This window comes from Microbacterium sp. BG28, from assembly GCF_034044005.1.
Classification (GTDB): Bacteria; Actinomycetota; Actinomycetes; order Actinomycetales; family Microbacteriaceae; genus Microbacterium.
In genome coordinates, this window is the sequence record NZ_JAXCHA010000003.1 from 140356 (window position 1) to 157589 (window position 17234).

The window sequence follows — 17234 nt, forward strand, 5'->3', positions numbered from 1 at the left end:
TGTCGGTGACATCGGTGCAATCCCTCTCGCGGGAGGTCGAAGCGACCCAGCGTGCGCCGCAGCGCCTGCTGCTCGCCCTGCTGGGCGAACTCCTCGAGCGCGGGATCTCCCGACCCGTGCGCGCGAGCTTCTATCTCGACGTACTCGAGAGCGCGGGGGTCGCGGCTCCGACCACGCGGGCGGCCCTGGACCGGATGGCCGTGACCGGGCTGCTCTCCCGCGCGCGGGTCGGTCGGGGCGTCGAGTTCGCCCTCACGGATCAGGGGCGTGCGGTGCTGGAAGAGGCGTCCGAGCGCGTGCACTCGCCGCATCCGTTCGATCCGGTCGGCAGCGGATGGACGCTCGTGACCTTCACGGTGCCGGAGGACCAGCGCACGCTCCGCCACCGCCTGCGCGCCGCGCTCGCGTGGGAGGGGTTCGCCGCGGTGCGCGACGGACTGTGGATCGCCCCGGGAGAGGTCGATCTGGTCGCGGCCCTCGGTGGCCTCAAGGAGGAGCTGCCGGCCGGCGCGGTGATGGCGTTCCGCGCGCGGGACCTCGCCGCGTTCCCGGTGGCGGATGCCGCACGCACCGCGTGGGATCTTGCCCGCATCCGTGCCGCGCACGAGCGCTTCGCCATGGAGTGGAACACGGCCGAGACGATCGAGGCCCCGCCGCTGGCGGCGCTGACGATGCTCGTCGCCGACTGGCTGGAGCTGCTGCGCAGCGACCCGCGCCTGCCGTTCGACTACCTCGGTGAGGACTGGCCCGCCCAGCGCACCACGGAGATCTACCGCGCCCGCCGGGCCGCCTGGTCGGCGGCCGCCGCGGACGCGCTGACCGCCGCCCTCCCCGGCCACTGACGCCCGGCGTCGGTGCGGGCCGCGGGTCTGCCGGTCTGCAGCACAGCTCAGCCAGGACGGCCCGGGTCGGTGCGTGGTGCTGTCGACGGGGCTGGTTCTGGCTGAGTTGTGCCCGAACTCCTGCAGACCGCGGCCGGCTCGGGGTTCATCGGGGGTCGGTGGTCGGTTCTGCAGGAGTTTGGGTCGGGTGTGCGGTGGGCACAACGGGTCTGTGGCACGGCTCAGTCGGAACCGGTCGGGGCGGGATGGGGTGCTGTCGGTGGTGTCGGTTCTGGCTGCGTCTTGCCGGAACTCCTGCAGGGCCTGCCAGGTGGTGGGTTGCCCGGGTGCTGGTGGCCGGTTTTGCAGGAGTTGGGGCGCGGAGTGCGCCGTCGGATGCGGGAGAAGTGACACCATTGCGGCACCGGCATCCGCCCGGCTGTCGAACCAGGGGGCTTCTCGTGTGGTCGGAGAACTCGAAGATCGCCGCGATGATCGTTGTCCTTGTGCACAGCCTCACTCTCTGGGTACTGGTTCCGGTGGGCTTCGTCGCGTGGCTGGTCTTCGTTCCCTTCACGTTCCCGCGTCCCATTCGGCTGGGGGCGTTCTTGGGGTGGCTGGTCTTCAATGAGGGCGTCTTCTTTCAAAGGGTCCTGTTTCGTCCGTTGTTCAGGTCACCGCTGAGGTGGCTCGGACCGCGGGAGATGCGTGACGGGAAGCACCGCATCAGCTCTCATGATCTGTTCCTGATTCCACCGTTCTGAGGGCCGGCATCCGGCGCGCATCAGACGAATGCCCCGCCCGCCGCGTGAGTCCGGGGGCGGCCGGGCCGCGGGTCTGCTGCACAGCGCAGGCGGAGTCGGCCGGGTCGGTGCCCTGTGTTGCGGGTGGTGTCCGATGCGGCTGAGCCGCGCCCGAGGACAGTAGCCTGACCATGCGGGAGGAGGAGTGATGAGCGAGTCCGAGATCACGGTGACGCCACTGAACGCGCAGGTCGTGCTGTTCGCCTCGGAGGGTGCGGAGTTTCCGGAGTGGGTGACGGGTGAGGAGCCGGCCGTTGCAACCGACTCCGCGATCATGGTGGCGACTCGAGAGGACCTCGCCGGAGACGTCACAGTGCGTGTACTGGTCGACGAGGTGGCACCACAGGGCGAGAAGGTGTTCGAGCGCACTCTGTCCCTGCCGACGAGGTCGGTGCGTTTCGGAAGCTTCCTCTCGGGCGAGCTCGCCGAGATCCAGCTGCCGGATGCGGGGGCGTACGCCGCACAGGTCTATGTCGACGACCCGGCCGCAGCGTCGGCCGTGCTCGTGCTTCTAGATCGGCGCGAGGGCTGAGCAGACCCCCTGGTCACCTCGCCGATGGCGGGTTACCGTGGAACATGGCGCTCTATCGCTGGCGGCGGGCGCTCATCGCCGCGATCGTCCTCGGCGGCTTCGGCCTGTACTGGGCATCCATCGCCTTCGCGTGGCGGATCCCGCTGTGGGCGGTGATCCTCGGCGCGGTCCTTGCTCTGGGCGCGGTGTCACTCCTCTCGCTCCGACCCCGCCGTAGGAAGAAGGTCGAGAGCGAGGCTCTCTACGCATCCGACCCCTACAGCGACGCGTACCTGGGTCGCACCGCCCCGACGCACCCGCATCGCGACACGAAGCCCACGTCGCAGATCGGAGGCGCACTGCCCGTCGATCCGCTGGCAGACGCGATCGACCAGGAGCCTGGGCGAGAGCAGCGCTGAGTCCGAGCCGTCAGGGCGTCGCGCCGGGTGCCTGCCATGCGGTCACGGCGACGGCGGTACCGGCGACCACGTCGAGCTCGACCGGCCAGGAGCCGCGCGTCTCTCCCGCGACGACCGCCGCCCACAGCGTGCGCGCGATGGTTGCGCCGTGGGTGGACTGGGCATCCCAGCCGAGGTAGGCGACCGCGGAGGAACCCGCCGGAACGACGACGGATGCGGGGCCCGGATCGGTCGCCATGAAGGAACCGCCGTGCTCGATCGTGGTGTCGAGCAGATGACCGTTCTGGTCGCCGAACGCGATGTCGGGATACCCCTTGATCGTGCACGGCGCATCGGAGAAGTTCATGAGCTCGAGGCGGAGCCCGCGGTGCCCGGTCGCCGCGTCGGGCTCGCCCTTCAGAATCATCGCGCGATCCGGAGTGCAGCCGTCCGCGCCCGTCACCCCGGCGCCCGCGGCGCGCTCCGGAACCGGGTCGCCCTCCGCCTGTGGGTCGGGCGGAATCGAACCGTCCGCCGGAGCCGGCTCCGCGGCGGCCTGGTCGGCCCGCACCTGGGCCTGCGACGCCTCGTCGCCCAGCGTCTGCGTCGCGACGAGCAGGATGAGTGCCGCGACTGCAGCTGCCACGGCCAGTACCATGCGACGGCGCGACGGGCCCTGCGCTGCCGCGCCGACGGCATCCCGTCGCGACAGGTGGGACGTGAGCAGTGCCGGCAACCACCCGTAGAGCAGTCCCCAGTACGCACCGATCGCGGCTCGGCTCCCGAGATCCACGGCCCACAGGGCCCACCCGTGGGTGAAGAGGGTGCCGAAGACGAGCTGCGCGTCGATCGTCATTCCGGTGACGGCGCCGGCGCTGACGACGGCGAGCCAAGTCGCGGCGAACGACCCGTGGCGCACGACGTGCAGGATCGCCGCGACGCACGCGGCGACGGCGACGGCGGCGATGAGAGGGGAGAGCAGGGACCACGGGGCGGGCCACGACCAGACATACGGGCTCGGCGTCGGCAGCACCGCCTGCTGCACGCGCTGCAACGGCGTGAGCGACGCCGCCGCTGCCAGCCCGACGACGAGCAACCACAGGACGCCGGCAGCGCCGCCTACCAGCCAGATCCTGTGCGATGACCGCATCCGTCCTCCCCCTCGGTCGCGGCGCGACCCCCTCACGGAGCCTAGACCGACGAGCTCGGCGTCCACTCCGCACTGTTCACGGCGCGCTCCCACTGCTCGCGCGGGCCGTCCGTCTCGCGGGCGGAGCCGGTGAGCCAGATCGTGGAGTCCGGACCCCAGCCGGCGATGACCGAGGCGTACTCCTCATCGATCGGGATGAGAGTGGTCGCCGCGGACAGATACCCCAGTGCCGTCAGGTGCACCGCATCCCAGCGCTGAGCGACGCGCTCCCAATCGGGGATGAGCCAGCGCCCGTCGCGGTCGGTCACGCGGAACCAGTCGTGCCGTCGCGAGGCGGTGACCTCCATCGGGTACTCGCGACACAGCCGCGCCCAATCCTCCGCAGAGCGGATCTCGAGGACCTCGCCGCGGCCGGCGACGGGGATGACGGTGGCGACCGTCCACCCCATCGGGTCCTCGACCATGTCGAGCGCGGCGAGCGGAGTCCCTCGGCTCGAGAGCAGCTGTTGCGGCACCGACCACCACGTGCCCGACCAGTTCGCGCGCGGATCGGTCGGGCGCTCCCGCGAAGATCGCCGCTCGTCCTCGCGTTGCTCCATCGTCCACCGCTCGAGGATCTCGGCGGCGTGCGGTGCGATCGGCGCGCTCTCCGACGCCTGGCACCACTGCACCGTCCATTGGCGTACCGCGGCGGATGCGGTCAGCTCCGGCATCAGTGCGACCAGGCGTCTCGCCACGGTGGTCAGCGATGTACGCACGGAGGGCAGCGCCGCGACGACGTCGGTGCCGTCGGGCTCCTGCCAGTAGCGCGCGATGTCCACCGACGCGGCCAGCGCCGCCCGCGCGATCGCGGGGGTCACGGCGGTCACGTCGGCGCTCTCGATCGCATCGGCCACGTCGAGGTCGGTGAACGACGGATCCTCGGTCTCGTCGCTCCCGAAACGCAGCAGCGTCCCCGGATGCGGATCCCGCTCGCGAGCGAGCCAGAACACCTCGCTCGCGACCGACTCATCGACGCCGGTCATGCAGTTCAGGCACCATCGTCGACCCCGCGGGCCGCGGAGCAGCTCGTCGTGCACGTCCATGATGAAGCCAGCTTGCCCCACGCAGCGGTCGGGTGCTCAGCTCTGCGCGGCGCGGATGTGCTCGGCGATGCGCAGGTAGTTCTCCCGGGCGAGAGCGTCGTCGCCGCCGTCGTAACCGTGGTCGGCGCCCTGGACCTGCCAGAACTGCGCCAGCGCCCCCACGTGTTCGAGCCGCCGGGCGTAGCGCTCGTCCTCGTCGCGCAGGATGTCGTCGGATGCGGCGATGACGACGGCCGGGGCGATGCCCGTGAGATCGGCGGTGTCGGACGCGCTCGCCGGCGAGACGAGCGGATCAGCACGCGCTCGAGGATCGGGCACGTAGGAGCTGTCGAAGACCTCGGACATCCAGGGTCGCAGGAGGGGCTTCGCGAGGGGCGAGTGCTTCTCGGCCGCGGGGACGGTGAGATCGAGTGGCGGGTAGTGCAGCACCTGGAGACGGATGCGCGGACCGCCCGCATCCAGCACCTGCCGTGCGACCGCGGCGGCGATCGCTCCGCCCGCGCTCTGCCCGCCGACGGTGAGCCGTGTGGCGTCCCATCCCTGCGCGTCGGCGTTGTCGATCGCCCACTGCACGACTCGCATCGCCTGGTGGACCGCGGTCGGGAACGGATGCTGGGGCGCGACCGCGTAGTCGACGTCGATCACCACGACGCCCGCCCGGCTCGCGATCGCGCGGCAGAGCGCGTCGTCGCCGTGCAGCTGGCCCAGGATGTAACCGCCCCCGTGGAAGTTCACGTGCACGCCGGGGCTGGCCGCCGCATCCGCCGCGCGATAGATCACGGCGGGCGCGGGCGGGTCGGCAGGGATGATGAGCTCACGCCGGTCGGCCGCGAACTCCGGAAGTCGCTCGCGCGGGTCGACTCCGCCCGCCTGCGCCGCCATCATGCGCGGCATCGCCTTCTGCAGCCGACGCGCGACGAATCGTGCGACGGCGGGACGCGACAGGAGCGACACGATCAGTGCCGCCGGCCGAACAGCTCGCGCAGCGCGGCCTTGCGGACCTTGCCGGACGCGGTGCGCGGAAGATCTTCGACGACCACCACGTTCTTCGGCAGCTTGTACCGGGCGAGCACGCCGTCGAGCTGGGTGCGCACGGACTCGGTCGTGACCTCAGCGCCCTCCTTGACGGTCACCACGGCCCACGGGACTTCACCCCACCGCTCGTCGGGAACCCCGATCACGGCGACCCCGGAGATCCCGCGGATGTCGTTGATGAGGTTCTCGACCTCGGCGGGATAGATGTTCTCTCCGCCGGAGATGATCATGTCCTTCAGTCGGTCGGAGATGAAGAGGTAGCCGTCCTCATCCAGGTAGCCGAGGTCGCCGGAGCGGAACCAGCCGTTCTCGCGGAACGACGCCGCGGTCTCGTTCGGGAGTCCGTGGTACCCCGGGAACACATTGGGCCCCGCGATCTCGATCTCTCCCACGACGCCGGGGGGTACGGCATTGCCCGCGTCGTCGGTCACGCGCACGTCGGTGAAGAAGTGCGGCAGGCCGACGCTGCCTTGCTTCGCGCGGGTCATCGCCGGCGCCAGGGAGGTGGCGCCGGGGGAGGTCTCGGTCATCCCGTACCCCTGCGAGAACGAGAGGCCGCGCGCCTCGAAGGCGTTGAGGATGCGGGTGGGCACCGCCGAGCCGCCGCACGTCAGCTTCTGAAGGCTCGACAGATCCGTCGTGGGCCAATCGGCGTGATCGGCCATGAGCTGATACGTGGTGGGCACGCCGCTGAGCATCGTGATGCGGTGGCGTTCGATCAGCATCAGGGCACGACCGGCGTCGAACCCCTTCTCCAGCACGAGGGTCGCGCCCTTGAGGACGACCGGCAGCGCGCCCATGCCGAGCGAGGCCACATGGAACAGCGGTGAGATCATCAGCGCGATGTCGGTCGAGACCACGTCGTAGTCGACGATGCAGTTCAGCGCGACCCAGGTGAGGTTGCCGTGGGTGAGTACGGCGCCCTTCGATCGGCCGGTCGTGCCGGAGGTGTAGACGATCGCGGCCGGGTCTTCATGCGTGACCTCCGTCGTGCCGACGGAGGCGCCGTCGGCATCGCGTACCAGCGCGGCGAGACCCGGATGGTGCGAGATCCCCTCACCGGTCAGGATGACCTCGCCGATGGATGCGGCCTCGATCCCCGGGATGATGCGCTCTGCGAACTCCGGGTCATGAATGAGCACCCGGGCGCCGGAGTCGGTCAGCACGTGCTGGATCTCGGGTGCCGCCAGCCGCGTGTTGACCGGCACGAACACGGCGCCGAGCCGGGCGCACGCGAAGAGCACCTGCAGGAACGCCGGGCTGTTCTCGCCGAGGTAGGCCACCGCATCCGCCTTGCCGATGCCGCGCTCGCGCAGCACGGCCGCCGTGCGATCGACAGCGTCGGCGAACTCGCCGTACGACAGCGTGTCGCCGCCGTCGACGATGATCGCGGGCTTACCGGGGCTCTTCAGTCGTCTCTTGGTGATCCAGGATCCCAGTCCGTGATCATGCATCGTTGCATCCTCGTGATGGTGGGTTCGGGGCAGAGCCCCGTGGGGAGGGGTCAGGCGTAGAAGCGGTACAGCCCGCGAGCGACGACGGCGGGCTTGGCGGCGCCGTCGATCTCGATCGTCTGGTCGACGGCGAACTGGTATCCGCCGGGCACCTCGGTGACCTCGGCGATGACGGCACCGCCGCGGATGCGGGCGCCCACGGCGACGGGCGAGACGAAGCGCACCTTGTCGAGGCCGTAGTTCACCTTGGTGCTGACGCCCTCGAGATCGAACAGCTCGGACCAGAACTTCACGGTCAGCGAGAGCGACAGGAAGCCGTGCGCGATCGGACCGCCGAAGGGACCCCCCTCGGCGCGCTCCGGGTCGACGTGGATCCACTGGTGGTCGTCGGTCGCGTCCGCGAAGAGGTTCACCCGATCCTGGGTGACCTCGAGCCAGTCGGTGAAGCCGAGGTCGGTGCCCGCGAGGGACGCGGCGTCGGCGTAGGCGGCGGTCGTGGTCATGGTGGGTTCCTTTCGGTGGATGTTCAGACGAAGGCGGACGAGCCGGTGAGCCCGCGCCCGACGATCAGGGCGGTCATCTCGTGCGTGCCCTCGTAGGAGTAGACGGCCTCCGCGTCGGCGAAGAATCGTGCGGCGCCGTGCGCGAGGAGGATGCCGTTGCCGCCCTGCACCTCGCGGGCGAGCGCGACGCTCTCACGCGCGAGGCGCGCGGTCTGCATCTTGGCCAGCGCCGAGTCCTCGTCGCGCAGCACGCCCGCATCCTGCCGGGCGGACAGGCGCGTCACGATGCCGAGGGATGCGGTGAGGTTGCCGAGGATGCGGGCGAGCTTCTCCTGCACGAGCTGGAAGCCGCCCAGCGGTGAGCCGAACTGCTCGCGTTCGCGCACGTATCCGACCGCGGCGTCCAGGGCGCCGGCTTGGAGGCCCGTCGCGATCCAGGCCACATCCGAGCGCAGCGACCGCAGGATCTCGGCCACGTCGCGCCAGCTGTCGACCCGCTGGAGCCGAGCGCTCTCCTCCACGCGCACGCCCTCGAGGCGGATGTCGAAGTTCTGCATGGGCCGCAGCGACACCTTGCCCTCGATACGGGTCAGCGTGACGCCGGGCGCATCCCGGGGCACGAGGAACGCCTTGACCTCGCCGTCGTCGGCGGCGCGCGCGAACACGACGAGCACGTCGGCGGTGTCGGCGCCCCCGATCCATCGCTTCGCACCGTCGATGACCCAGCCGTCGCCCTCGCGGGTCGCGGTCGTGGCGAGACCGCCGGCGATGTCGGAGCCGTGGTCGGGTTCGGTCAGGGCGAAGACGCCCCGCAGTGCGAAGCTGCGGATGGCGTCGTCGAGCGCGGCGACCTGTTCGGGCGAACCCCCGCGCCGCACAGCGGTGCGGAACAGGCCGGACTGCGCGTTGTACGCCGTCGCCACCGACACGTCGGTGCGGGCGAGCACGAACGCACGGTAGCCGGAGAAGACGGAGGATGCGGCCTCGGCGGGTTCCACTCCGACCGGTTGCATGAGATCGAGAGGTGCGAGGGCGTCGAGGACGGCGGCGGGCAGCGTCGCGCTCTCCCACGCGGCGGGCAGCAGCGGGGCGATCCGGGTGCGCAACGTGTCATCGAGGCGTGCGAGGGCGGCGCGGGCACCCTCGCTGAGCATCGCCTCGGCGTACCCGAGCGGATCGTGGCCGAAAGGCGCTTCGCTGCGCAATCTCGGGTTCATGGGCTATCCGAGTCCGAGCAGACGCACGGCGTTGTCCTTGAGGATGCCGGGCATGACGGCGGGCTTCATGTCGATCTGCTCGACGTCGCGCAGCCACCGATCGGGAGTGAGCAGCGGAAAGTCGGAGCCGAACAGGATGCGGCTCTTCAGGAACGAGTTGGCTGCGCGTACGAGCTGCGGCGGGAAGTACTTCGGGCTCCAGCCCGAGAGGTCGATCCAGGTGTTGTGCTTGTGGGTCGCGACCGAGATCGCCTCGTCCTGCCACGGCACCGAGGGGTGGGCCATGATGATCTGCAGGTCCGGGAACCGGGCTGCGACCGTGTCGAGCAGCATCGGATTCGACAGCGCGAGGCGGAAGCCTCGACCGCCCCGCATGCCCGCGCCGATCCCCGTCTGCCCCGTGTGGAAGAGCGCCACGACACCGGCCGACTGCAGCGTCTCGTACAGCGGAAAGTACTGCTCCTCGCTCGGATCGAAGCCCTGCACCGTGGGGTGGAACTTGAAGCCGCGTACGCCGTAGTCCTCGATCAGGTGTCGCGCGCGATCGATCGCGGTCTGCCCCTGACGCGGGTCGACGGAGCCGAACGGGATGAGCACGTCGTTGTTGCGCGCCGCGCCCTCCGCGATCTCCTCGCTCGACAGTGCCGCATGTTGCAGTTCCGTCTGCGCATCCACGGTGAACACCACGGCGGCCATGGAGCGCTCGCGGTAGTAGGCCGCGACCGAGTCCAGGTCGGGGCGACCGGCATCGACGCTGAAGTACGCGGAGGCGGCCTCGGCGAGATCCTCGGGAAGCGAGGAGTGGCCGTGCGCGTCGACCTCGATGTGCACATGCACGTCGATCGCTGTGATGGCGGACAGGTCGATCGCGGGTTCGTAGCGCGTGGTCATCGGCGTTCCTCGTCGTTGGGGATGCGTGGTGCGGGGGTCCGGGCTACCCGGACCCCCGTGTCTCAGGGGCGGGGGCGCTGCAGCTCCTCCGGCAAGGCGGGGAAGCGCTCGCCGACCGACTGCAGGTTGTCGCCGACCAGGTCGGCGAACTCCGACTCCAGGGCTTCGGCGCTCCAGCCGCCCTCACGGTATGCGGTGACCACGGGCTCCGGGTGCGACCAGAGTTGGATGCGGTCGCCGCCGACGCCGATCGCCTGGCCGGAGACGTTCGCCGCAGCATCCGAGGCGAGGAAGGCGATGACGCCGGCGACGTCGTCGGAGGTTCCGAAGCCGAGGTCGTGGCGGTAGAAGGCGGGCATGGGCTCGCCCGCCTCCTCCGCCTCGACCGCTGCGGCGAAGTAGGGCAGGGTCGCCGTCATGGCGGTGGCGGCCACCGGGATCACGGCGTTGGCGGTGATGCCGGCCTTCTTGAGCTCGAGCGCCCAGGTGCGCACCATGCCGACGATTCCGGCCTTGGCGGCGGCGTAGTTGGTCTGGCCGAAGTTGCCGCGCTGCCCGGTGGGCGAGCCGATGCAGATGATGCGACCCGCGATCTCGTTCTCGCGCATGTAGGTGGCCGCCTCGCGGACGCACGTGAAGGTGCCGCGCAGGTGCACGTCGATGACGGTGTCGAAGGCCTCGTCGCTCATCTTCCAGAGCACCGTGTCGCGCAGGACCCCGGCGTTGGTGACGAGGATGTCGAGGCGGCCGTAGGTGTCGACGGCCGTGCGGACGAGCTCCTTGGCCGTCTCCGACGGGCCCACGGGAGCGACCACCGCGACAGCCTGCCCCCCCGCGCGCTCGATCGATGCGACCGCCTCGGCGGCGGTGGCCGCATCCACGTCGTTGACGACGACGCGTGCGCCCTGCCGGGCGAGCTCCTGGGCGTAGGCGAGGCCGAGGCCGCGGCCGGATCCGGTGACGATGGCGACTTTGCCGTCGAGGGACATGGGGGACTCCTTCGTTCGTGCTCTCATTGAAACGGGACTAGTTGAAATTGTCAATTATTGTTCCCCGCACCTTTTGTTAGGATCTGCCTATGGCGAAGAGCGACGCAGCTGCAGCGCAGTCGGATGCGCGCGCCCGGCTCACCGACGACGTCAGCTTTCTGCTCGCTCGCGCCAACGCGCTCTCGCTCGCCGCGGGGAATGCTGCGCTGGCGGCTCTCGGGCTGAAGGTGCGGTCGTACTCGGTGCTGGCCCTGGCCTGCGACACGGCGGCGGGCCCGTCGCAGCGGGAGCTCGCGGAGTTCCTGCGCCTCGACCCCAGTCAGGTCGTCGCCCTCGTGGACGACCTGCAGCGTCGGGGTCTCATCGAGCGGCGGCCGGACCCCGCCGACCGCCGGGCCAACGTCGTCGTCGCGACCGCCGACGGCCTGGCCCTCCACGCGCGTGCACTGGCCGCCGCCGAGGCCGCCGAGCGCGACCTGCACGGAAACCTCTCCGTCGCCGAGCGGGCGCAGCTGGCCGAGCTCCTCCGCCGCATCGCCTTTCCGTGAGCGCGGGATGCGGCTAGCCGCGTGCGAGCACGCGGTCCGGCACCCAGCCCTCGCGACCCGCGGTGTCGCGGCACCACGACCAGCCGCTCTCAGTGTCTTCGGTGAGGATCTCCACCACATCGCCCGTGCGCGCGGCAAGTTCGGTGGTGTCGTAGCCGGTGCGCACGATCCCCGCCGCGCCGTCGATGTCGATGTGCCGCGCCGGCACCCACCCGCATCCGGTCGCCGCGGTGACGAACACGAACGCGGGCCACTCGGTGTCGCGTTGGCCGACGGCCACCCGGTCTCCGGGGTGCACGATCAGCGGGGCGCGGTCGGGGATCTCGTGGTCGGCGGTCAGCTGCGCACGCATGACGTCAGCGTCGCACGTGCCGCCGACATCCGCTCAGCGGCCCTCGAGCACGTACCTTTCGCGCCCGACCGAGACGCCGACCACGCACTGTCCGACGAGCACGGCGATGTAGAGCAGCAGTGGCGCGGTCCATCCGCCGTCGAGCGCGTGGAGGGCTCCGAAGGAGATGGGTCCCGCGGCGGCGAGCAGGTATCCGACCGACTGGGACATCCCGGAGAGCGCGGAGGATGCGGCGGCGTCCCTCGCGCGCTGCGCCATCAGGGTCAGCGACATGCTGAGCGACGCCCCCGCCGACAGGCCCGAGACGAGCGCCCACGCCGTCAGGAGCTGCGGCGCGAGGATCATGCCGATCGCGGCCGCGATCGCGAGCAGGGGCAGCGCAGCGGGCACGGCCCGGCGCAGGCGCCCCTGCAGGGCGAACGCGACGGCGAACGAGCCGACGACACCGAGGATCTGGTACAGAGCGACGTCGATGCCGGCGGCCACAGGGGACTTGCCGGTCGATGCGGCGAGCGGGGCCATCCACGTCACGAGCATGTAGAACGACGCGGACTGCGCTCCCATGTATGCGGCGATCTGCCACGCGAGGCGGTCGCGCCAGATCCCCGTGCTGCGCGAGACACCCGGTGCCGAAGGGGTCGGCGTCGCGACCGGCGTGCGCCCGTGCTGCGCCCACGCCCACAGCGCGATCGTGAGCGGGAGGAGTGCGGCCGTGGCGGCCAACGCCACGCGCCACCCGGCATCCGGGTCGCCCACGGCGTGCGAGATGGGCACGACGACGGCCGAGGCGATCGCTCCCACGCCGCCGAGGAGCGCCGTGTACATGCCCATCATGACCGGCACGCGCCCCGGAAAGTCGCGCTTGATCACCGCCGGCATGATCACGTTGGCGACGGCGAGGGATGCGCCGATCAGGCCGGTTCCGAGCCACAGGTTGGCCTCCGCGCCCGGCAGTGACCGCCACGCCGTCCCCGCCCCGAGCGCGATGAGGGCGCACAGCAGCACACGCGACATCCCGAACCGGCGTGACAGGCCGTGGGTCAACGGCGAGACGATCGCCCAAGCGAGCAGGGGCACCGCGGCGAGCGAGCCGAGGGCTGCCGTCGTCGTGCCGAGATCACCCGCGATCTCCTCGAGCAGCGGTCCGACACCCGTGATCGTCGCGCGCATGTTGGCGGCGATCAGCGCCACGGCGATGAGCAGCAGCAACGCCCGTCCGCGTCGGCTTCCGCGCTCGCCGGGGGTCTGGATGCTCACGAGAACCGGACTCTACCCTGCCCGTCGGCGGCCGCAGCGCCCGCTTCCGCGCGGCGGATGTGCGCGGGGCGGTGCGACGTATGCACGGCGCGTGGTGCGGATGGGTGGCTCGTGGGGTGTGTGGGGTGGTGTGATGGGGGTCGTTCGTGCGGATGTCGCGGTACCCGGAGGGTGCGCCCGCGCGGGTCAGGCGAGGCGGGTCTCGAAGGGCCAGCCGGTGTACGCCTCGGCGAGGTAGGTGCGGCCCGCATCCGAGTCGATGATCGAACGGAGCTCGCCGAGCTGCCGCCGGCGGTCGAAGTCGGAGGCGTCGGGGGTGCGGTGGAGCATGCTGGTCATCCACCACGAGAAGTGCTGGGCCTTCCAGATCCGCCGCGACGCCGTCTCGGCGAAGGCGTCGATCGGCCGTTCGTCACCGGAGAGCAGCAGTGCGCGCAGCGCGATGTCGAGCAGCACCACGTCGGCGACCGCGAGGTTCATGCCCTTCGCACCCGTCGGCGGGACCGTGTGTGCGGCGTCGCCGATGAGCGCGACGCGGCCGCGGCGCAGCTCGCCGGCCACGAAGCTGCGGAAGCGCAGCACGTCGCGCTGGAAGATGGGTCCCTCGTTGAGTGTGGTGCCCGGGACGCGCGCCTGCAGCGCGTCCCAGATCTGCACCTCGCTCAGGACGTCCGGGTCGGCCTCGGGGTCGCACTGGAAGTACATGCGCTGCACCGTGCTGCTGCGCTGGCTGATGAGGGCGAATCCCGCATCCGAGTTGCTGTAGATGAGTTCCTCGGAGCTCGGCGGCGCCTCGCAGAGGATGCCGAACCACGCGAACGGGTATTCGCGGAACGTGCCCGCCGCGGACCCGCCGAGCGTCTGGCGGACGATCGAGCGCGAGCCGTCCGCGCCCACGACGAACTCGGCCTCGATCTCGACGCGCTGACCGTCGGCATCCTCGCCGATGACGCGAGGCCGATCGGATGCGACGTCCGCCACGGCGTCGACGCGCACCCCGAAACGCAGATCCTGGCCGGCGGCGAGCCGCGTGGCGACGAGATCCTTGAGCACTTCGTGCTGCGGGTAGAGCCAGACGCTGCGACCGGTCAGGGCGGGGAAGTCGATGCGGTGGCCCTCGCCGTCGAAGCGCAGCTCGATGCCGTCGTGCCGGTTGCCGTCGCTGAGCACGCGCGTCGATGCGCCGCTGGCGACGAGCAGATCCACGGTGCCCTGTTCGAGGATGCCGGCGCGGATGGTCGTCTCGATCTGCTCGCGCGTGCGGGAGTCGACGACGACCGACGCGATGCCGGCGTCGGCGAGCAGGTGAGAGAGCAGGAGTCCGGCGGGACCGGCGCCGACGATGGCGACACGGGTGCGGATAACGGTCATGGCGTCTCCTTCGACGACGGGCCTGTTGATGCTGCCGACCAGTGTGCCCCGCGCTCCCGCATCCGCCGCACACTATCCCGTTGAATGGGACTCGCTGGACGCTGCGCTTCTTCCGCTCGAGTTGCGTCGCATGTGCGCACCTGCGACACCTTTGCGCGGATGCGGCAGGGGAGAACTGTTGCGGATGCGAAAGAGCGTGGCGGGCGCGAGTCGGGCAACCGCCGCGCCCCGGACGCCGGCCCCGACGCCGCCCGCGGGTGTTCAGGTGCGGGTGCCGCGCAGTCCCGCCTCGATCTCTGAGGCCGCCGTCCGCAGCGGCGCGAGGGCGCGCTCTGCGTCCGCGTCGCGCGGCAGCACGACCGAGAGTGCCGCGATCACCTCGCCCTCCTCGCGCAGCGGCACGGCGACGCCCGTCGACACCGACTCGATCGAGCCCGGCGCGATCACGTACCCGTCGCGCCGGATGCCGGTGAGGATCCGGCGCAGCTCAGCCGCATCCGTCACGGTCTCGCGGGCCACGCGTCGCAGGGGAGCGTCGAGCACCCGCTCGCGAAGGGCGGCGGGTGCGTGCGCGAGCAGGACGAGCCCCGCGGACGACGCGTGCAGCGGGAGGCGGCCGGCGATGCGGGTGATGTTCGCGCCCGCATCCGGATGCGAGAGGCGCTCGACGAACAGCGCCTCGTCGGCCTCGAGCACGGCCAGCTGCGTGTGCTCGCGCACGACGTCCTGCACGGCCGACATCGCCGGAAGCGCCGCTTGCCGCAGCCGCAGCGCCGTCGAACCGCGCAGCGCCAGCTCCCACAGGTGCATGCCGATGTGGATGCGGCGTTCCTCGTCGCGCTCGAGCAGCCCCTCCGCGACGAGGTCGTCGACGATGCGGTGCGCGGTGGATGCGGGAAGCTGCGCGCGCCGGCCGATCTCCGCCGCAGTCTGCACCGTGCGGTCGGCGGTGAACGTCTCGAGCACGCGCACGATGCGTGCCGTCATCGAGTCCCCGCTCGGCGAGTTGGCCATGCCGCCACCATCTCACGCATCGTCCCCGCATCCGTGTCCCACTTTCTGCAGGTCCCCGTCGCGCATGTCCCACTTTCTGCAGGTTTGGGGGTCGATTCTTGCGGCAAGTGGGACATGCACTGCGGCAAGTGGGACATGCGCCCGCGCGGCACCCCCGCGGCTAGGGTGAGGGCATGGCGGATGGCGTGCTGCGTCGGGCGATGGCGCTCATGCGGGCGTTCGACGAAGACGCCCCCGAGCTCACCGCCGTCGGGCTCGCCGAACGCGCGGGCCTGCCCCTCTCCACGGTGCATCGCCTCCTCGCGCAGCTCATCGGCGAGGGCCTCGTCGAACGCACCTCGGCGCACACCTACGCCGTCGGAGCGCGGATGTGGGAGCTCGGTGAACTCTCGCCTCTGGCACTGCGGCTACGCGAGCAGTCGCTGCCGCACCTCGTGCGGCTGTACGAGGCGACGGGGGAGAACGTGCACCTCGCGGTGCTCGAGGCCCCGACCCCGCCGGAGGGGGTCGTGCTGTTCGCGGGCCGGATCACCGGGCGTGCCTCGGTGCCGACGCTCGGGCGAGCCGGCGGGCGACACCCGCTGCACACGACGGGGGTCGGCCGCGCACTGCTCGCCACGTGCGACGAGAGCTGGCTCGACACGTACCTCGCAGCCCCTCTCGTGCCCGAGACGCGGCACTCGATCACCGACCCCGACGTGCTGCGTGCCGACATCGTGCTCACCCGGCGCCGTGGCTACGCCGTGACCCGCGAGGAGATGACGCTGGGTAACATCTCGGTCGCCGCCGCTCTCGGCACCATCTCCGGGCTGCCGGCCACCGCGCTCGGCGTCGTCACGCACCTCGACGGCGCCGACGAGAGACGTCTCGCCCCGCTGGTCGTGCAGGCGGCGAAGGATCTGACGAAAACGCTCCGAGGATCAGATTCTCACTGAATGAGAATCACGGCGGTCGGATGCGGCTCGCCGGTGCAACCCTGGACACCCCACCCGTGTGACGTCGAAGGAGACGGTTCCATGTCCACCCCTCCGCCCCAGGCTGCGGCTCCCGAGTCGCTGTTGGCCTCGGCCGACATGCCCACGCAGTCGAAGATCAACCAGGAGATCGCCGAGGCGCACGCGGATGCCGCGCGCCGCGTGGCCGCCGGCGAGGACGTGCCCACCACGCTCTACGACTTCGCGCCGTACCGCTCGAGCCTGCTGCGCCACCCCACCAAGAACCCGCGGCTGGTCGACCCCGAGACCATCGAGCTGTTCTCGCCCGCCTACGGTCAGCGAGACGTCGCGCAGATCGAGTCCGATCTGACGCTCCAGCACCGCGGTGAGCCGCAGGGCGAGCGCATCACCGTGACGGGCCGCCTGCTCGACAGCTGGGGCCGCCCTCTGGCCAACCAGCTCGTCGAGATCTGGCAGGCCAACGCGGCCGGCCGCTACATCCACCAGCGTGATCAGCATCCGGCTCCGCTGGATCCGAACTTCACCGGCGCCGGTCGCACCATCACGGGCGACGACGGCGGCTTCACGTTCACGACGATCAAGCCCGGTCCGTACCCGTGGAAGAACCACATCAACGCCTGGCGCCCCGCCCACATCCACTTCTCGCTCTTCGGCGGCGGCTTCACGCAGCGCCTGATCACGCAGATGTACTTCCCCGGCGACCCGCTGTTCGCGCTCGACCCGATCTACAACACCATCCGCGACCAGCGCGATCGTGATCGCCTCATCGCCGCCTACGACCACGACCTCACCGTGCCCGAGTTCTCGATGGGCTACCGCTGGGACATCGTGGTCGACGGTCCGGATGCCACCTGGTTCGAGCCCGAGGGAGAGCACTGA

The 17234-nt window shown here is 70.9% G+C and carries 18 protein-coding genes; 6 read left to right on the forward strand and 12 right to left on the reverse strand.

Going from position 1 to position 17234, the window contains the following annotated elements:
* Positions 1-5: 5 nt before the first annotated feature.
* From SK224_RS11820 to SK224_RS11830, 3 genes are all read left to right on the forward strand, one after another.
* Positions 6-842, forward strand: coding sequence for a PaaX family transcriptional regulator C-terminal domain-containing protein (locus tag SK224_RS11820; RefSeq protein WP_320434876.1), 837 nt, complete (start codon positions 6-8; stop codon positions 840-842).
* Between the two features lie 930 nt (positions 843-1772).
* Positions 1773-2156 (forward strand): hypothetical protein, encoded by a 384-nt coding sequence (locus SK224_RS11825; protein WP_320434877.1) that lies wholly within the window; start codon positions 1773-1775, stop codon positions 2154-2156.
* 44 nt (positions 2157-2200) lie between these two features.
* A complete protein-coding gene (locus SK224_RS11830; RefSeq protein ID WP_320434878.1) occupies positions 2201-2554 on the forward strand; it encodes a hypothetical protein in 354 nt (117 codons plus the stop codon).
* Positions 2555-2564: 10 nt separating this feature from the next.
* Here SK224_RS11830 and SK224_RS11835 read toward each other — a convergent pair whose 3' ends face one another.
* From SK224_RS11835 to SK224_RS11870, 8 genes are all read right to left on the reverse strand, one after another.
* Complete coding sequence (locus SK224_RS11835) at positions 2565-3683, reverse strand: DUF4232 domain-containing protein (protein ID WP_320434879.1); 1119 nt, start codon at positions 3681-3683, stop codon at positions 2565-2567.
* A 41-nt stretch (positions 3684-3724) separates the two neighbouring features.
* On the reverse strand, positions 3725-4768 hold the full coding sequence (locus tag SK224_RS11840) for a hypothetical protein (RefSeq protein ID WP_320434880.1): 1044 nt from the start codon (positions 4766-4768) through the stop codon (positions 3725-3727).
* 36 nt (positions 4769-4804) lie between these two features.
* Complete coding sequence (locus SK224_RS11845) at positions 4805-5722, reverse strand: alpha/beta hydrolase fold domain-containing protein (protein ID WP_320434881.1); 918 nt, start codon at positions 5720-5722, stop codon at positions 4805-4807.
* 2 nt (positions 5723-5724) lie between these two features.
* A complete protein-coding gene (gene menE, locus SK224_RS11850) occupies positions 5725-7257 on the reverse strand; it encodes an o-succinylbenzoate--CoA ligase (RefSeq protein ID WP_320434882.1) in 1533 nt (510 codons plus the stop codon).
* A 50-nt stretch (positions 7258-7307) separates the two neighbouring features.
* On the reverse strand, positions 7308-7760 hold the full coding sequence (locus tag SK224_RS11855; protein ID WP_320434883.1) for a MaoC family dehydratase: 453 nt from the start codon (positions 7758-7760) through the stop codon (positions 7308-7310).
* A 23-nt stretch (positions 7761-7783) separates the two neighbouring features.
* Positions 7784-8977, reverse strand: a complete 1194-nt coding sequence (locus tag SK224_RS11860) for an acyl-CoA dehydrogenase family protein (protein WP_320434884.1) — start codon at positions 8975-8977, stop codon at positions 7784-7786.
* A gap of 3 nt (positions 8978-8980) precedes the next feature.
* Positions 8981-9868 (reverse strand): amidohydrolase family protein, encoded by an 888-nt coding sequence (locus tag SK224_RS11865; protein WP_320434885.1) that lies wholly within the window; start codon positions 9866-9868, stop codon positions 8981-8983.
* 62 nt (positions 9869-9930) lie between these two features.
* Entirely contained in the window at positions 9931-10857 is a 927-nt protein-coding gene (locus tag SK224_RS11870; RefSeq protein ID WP_320434886.1) for an SDR family NAD(P)-dependent oxidoreductase, read from the reverse strand.
* Positions 10858-10946: 89 nt separating this feature from the next.
* On the opposite strand from SK224_RS11870, the gene SK224_RS11875 reads away from it, so the two are divergent.
* Positions 10947-11405, forward strand: coding sequence for a MarR family winged helix-turn-helix transcriptional regulator (locus SK224_RS11875; RefSeq protein ID WP_320434887.1), 459 nt, complete (start codon positions 10947-10949; stop codon positions 11403-11405).
* Positions 11406-11418: 13 nt separating this feature from the next.
* On the opposite strand, the gene SK224_RS11880 is transcribed toward SK224_RS11875, so the two are convergent.
* The 4 genes from SK224_RS11880 to SK224_RS11895 form a co-directional block, all read right to left on the reverse strand.
* Complete coding sequence (locus SK224_RS11880) at positions 11419-11757, reverse strand: SH3 domain-containing protein (RefSeq protein WP_320434888.1); 339 nt, start codon at positions 11755-11757, stop codon at positions 11419-11421.
* A 33-nt stretch (positions 11758-11790) separates the two neighbouring features.
* A complete protein-coding gene (locus SK224_RS11885) occupies positions 11791-13014 on the reverse strand; it encodes an MFS transporter (RefSeq protein ID WP_320434889.1) in 1224 nt (407 codons plus the stop codon).
* A 186-nt stretch (positions 13015-13200) separates the two neighbouring features.
* Positions 13201-14385, reverse strand: a complete 1185-nt coding sequence (locus tag SK224_RS11890; protein WP_320434890.1) for a 4-hydroxybenzoate 3-monooxygenase — start codon at positions 14383-14385, stop codon at positions 13201-13203.
* Between the two features lie 261 nt (positions 14386-14646).
* Complete coding sequence (locus SK224_RS11895) at positions 14647-15399, reverse strand: IclR family transcriptional regulator (RefSeq protein WP_320434891.1); 753 nt, start codon at positions 15397-15399, stop codon at positions 14647-14649.
* A 173-nt stretch (positions 15400-15572) separates the two neighbouring features.
* Here SK224_RS11895 and SK224_RS11900 point away from each other — a divergent pair, with 173 nt between their 5' ends.
* Together SK224_RS11900 and pcaH are read left to right on the forward strand one after the other, a co-directional pair.
* Positions 15573-16334, forward strand: a complete 762-nt coding sequence (locus SK224_RS11900; protein ID WP_320434892.1) for an IclR family transcriptional regulator — start codon at positions 15573-15575, stop codon at positions 16332-16334.
* An 81-nt stretch (positions 16335-16415) separates the two neighbouring features.
* Entirely contained in the window at positions 16416-17234 is an 819-nt protein-coding gene (gene pcaH, locus SK224_RS11905) for a protocatechuate 3,4-dioxygenase subunit beta (protein ID WP_320434893.1), read from the forward strand.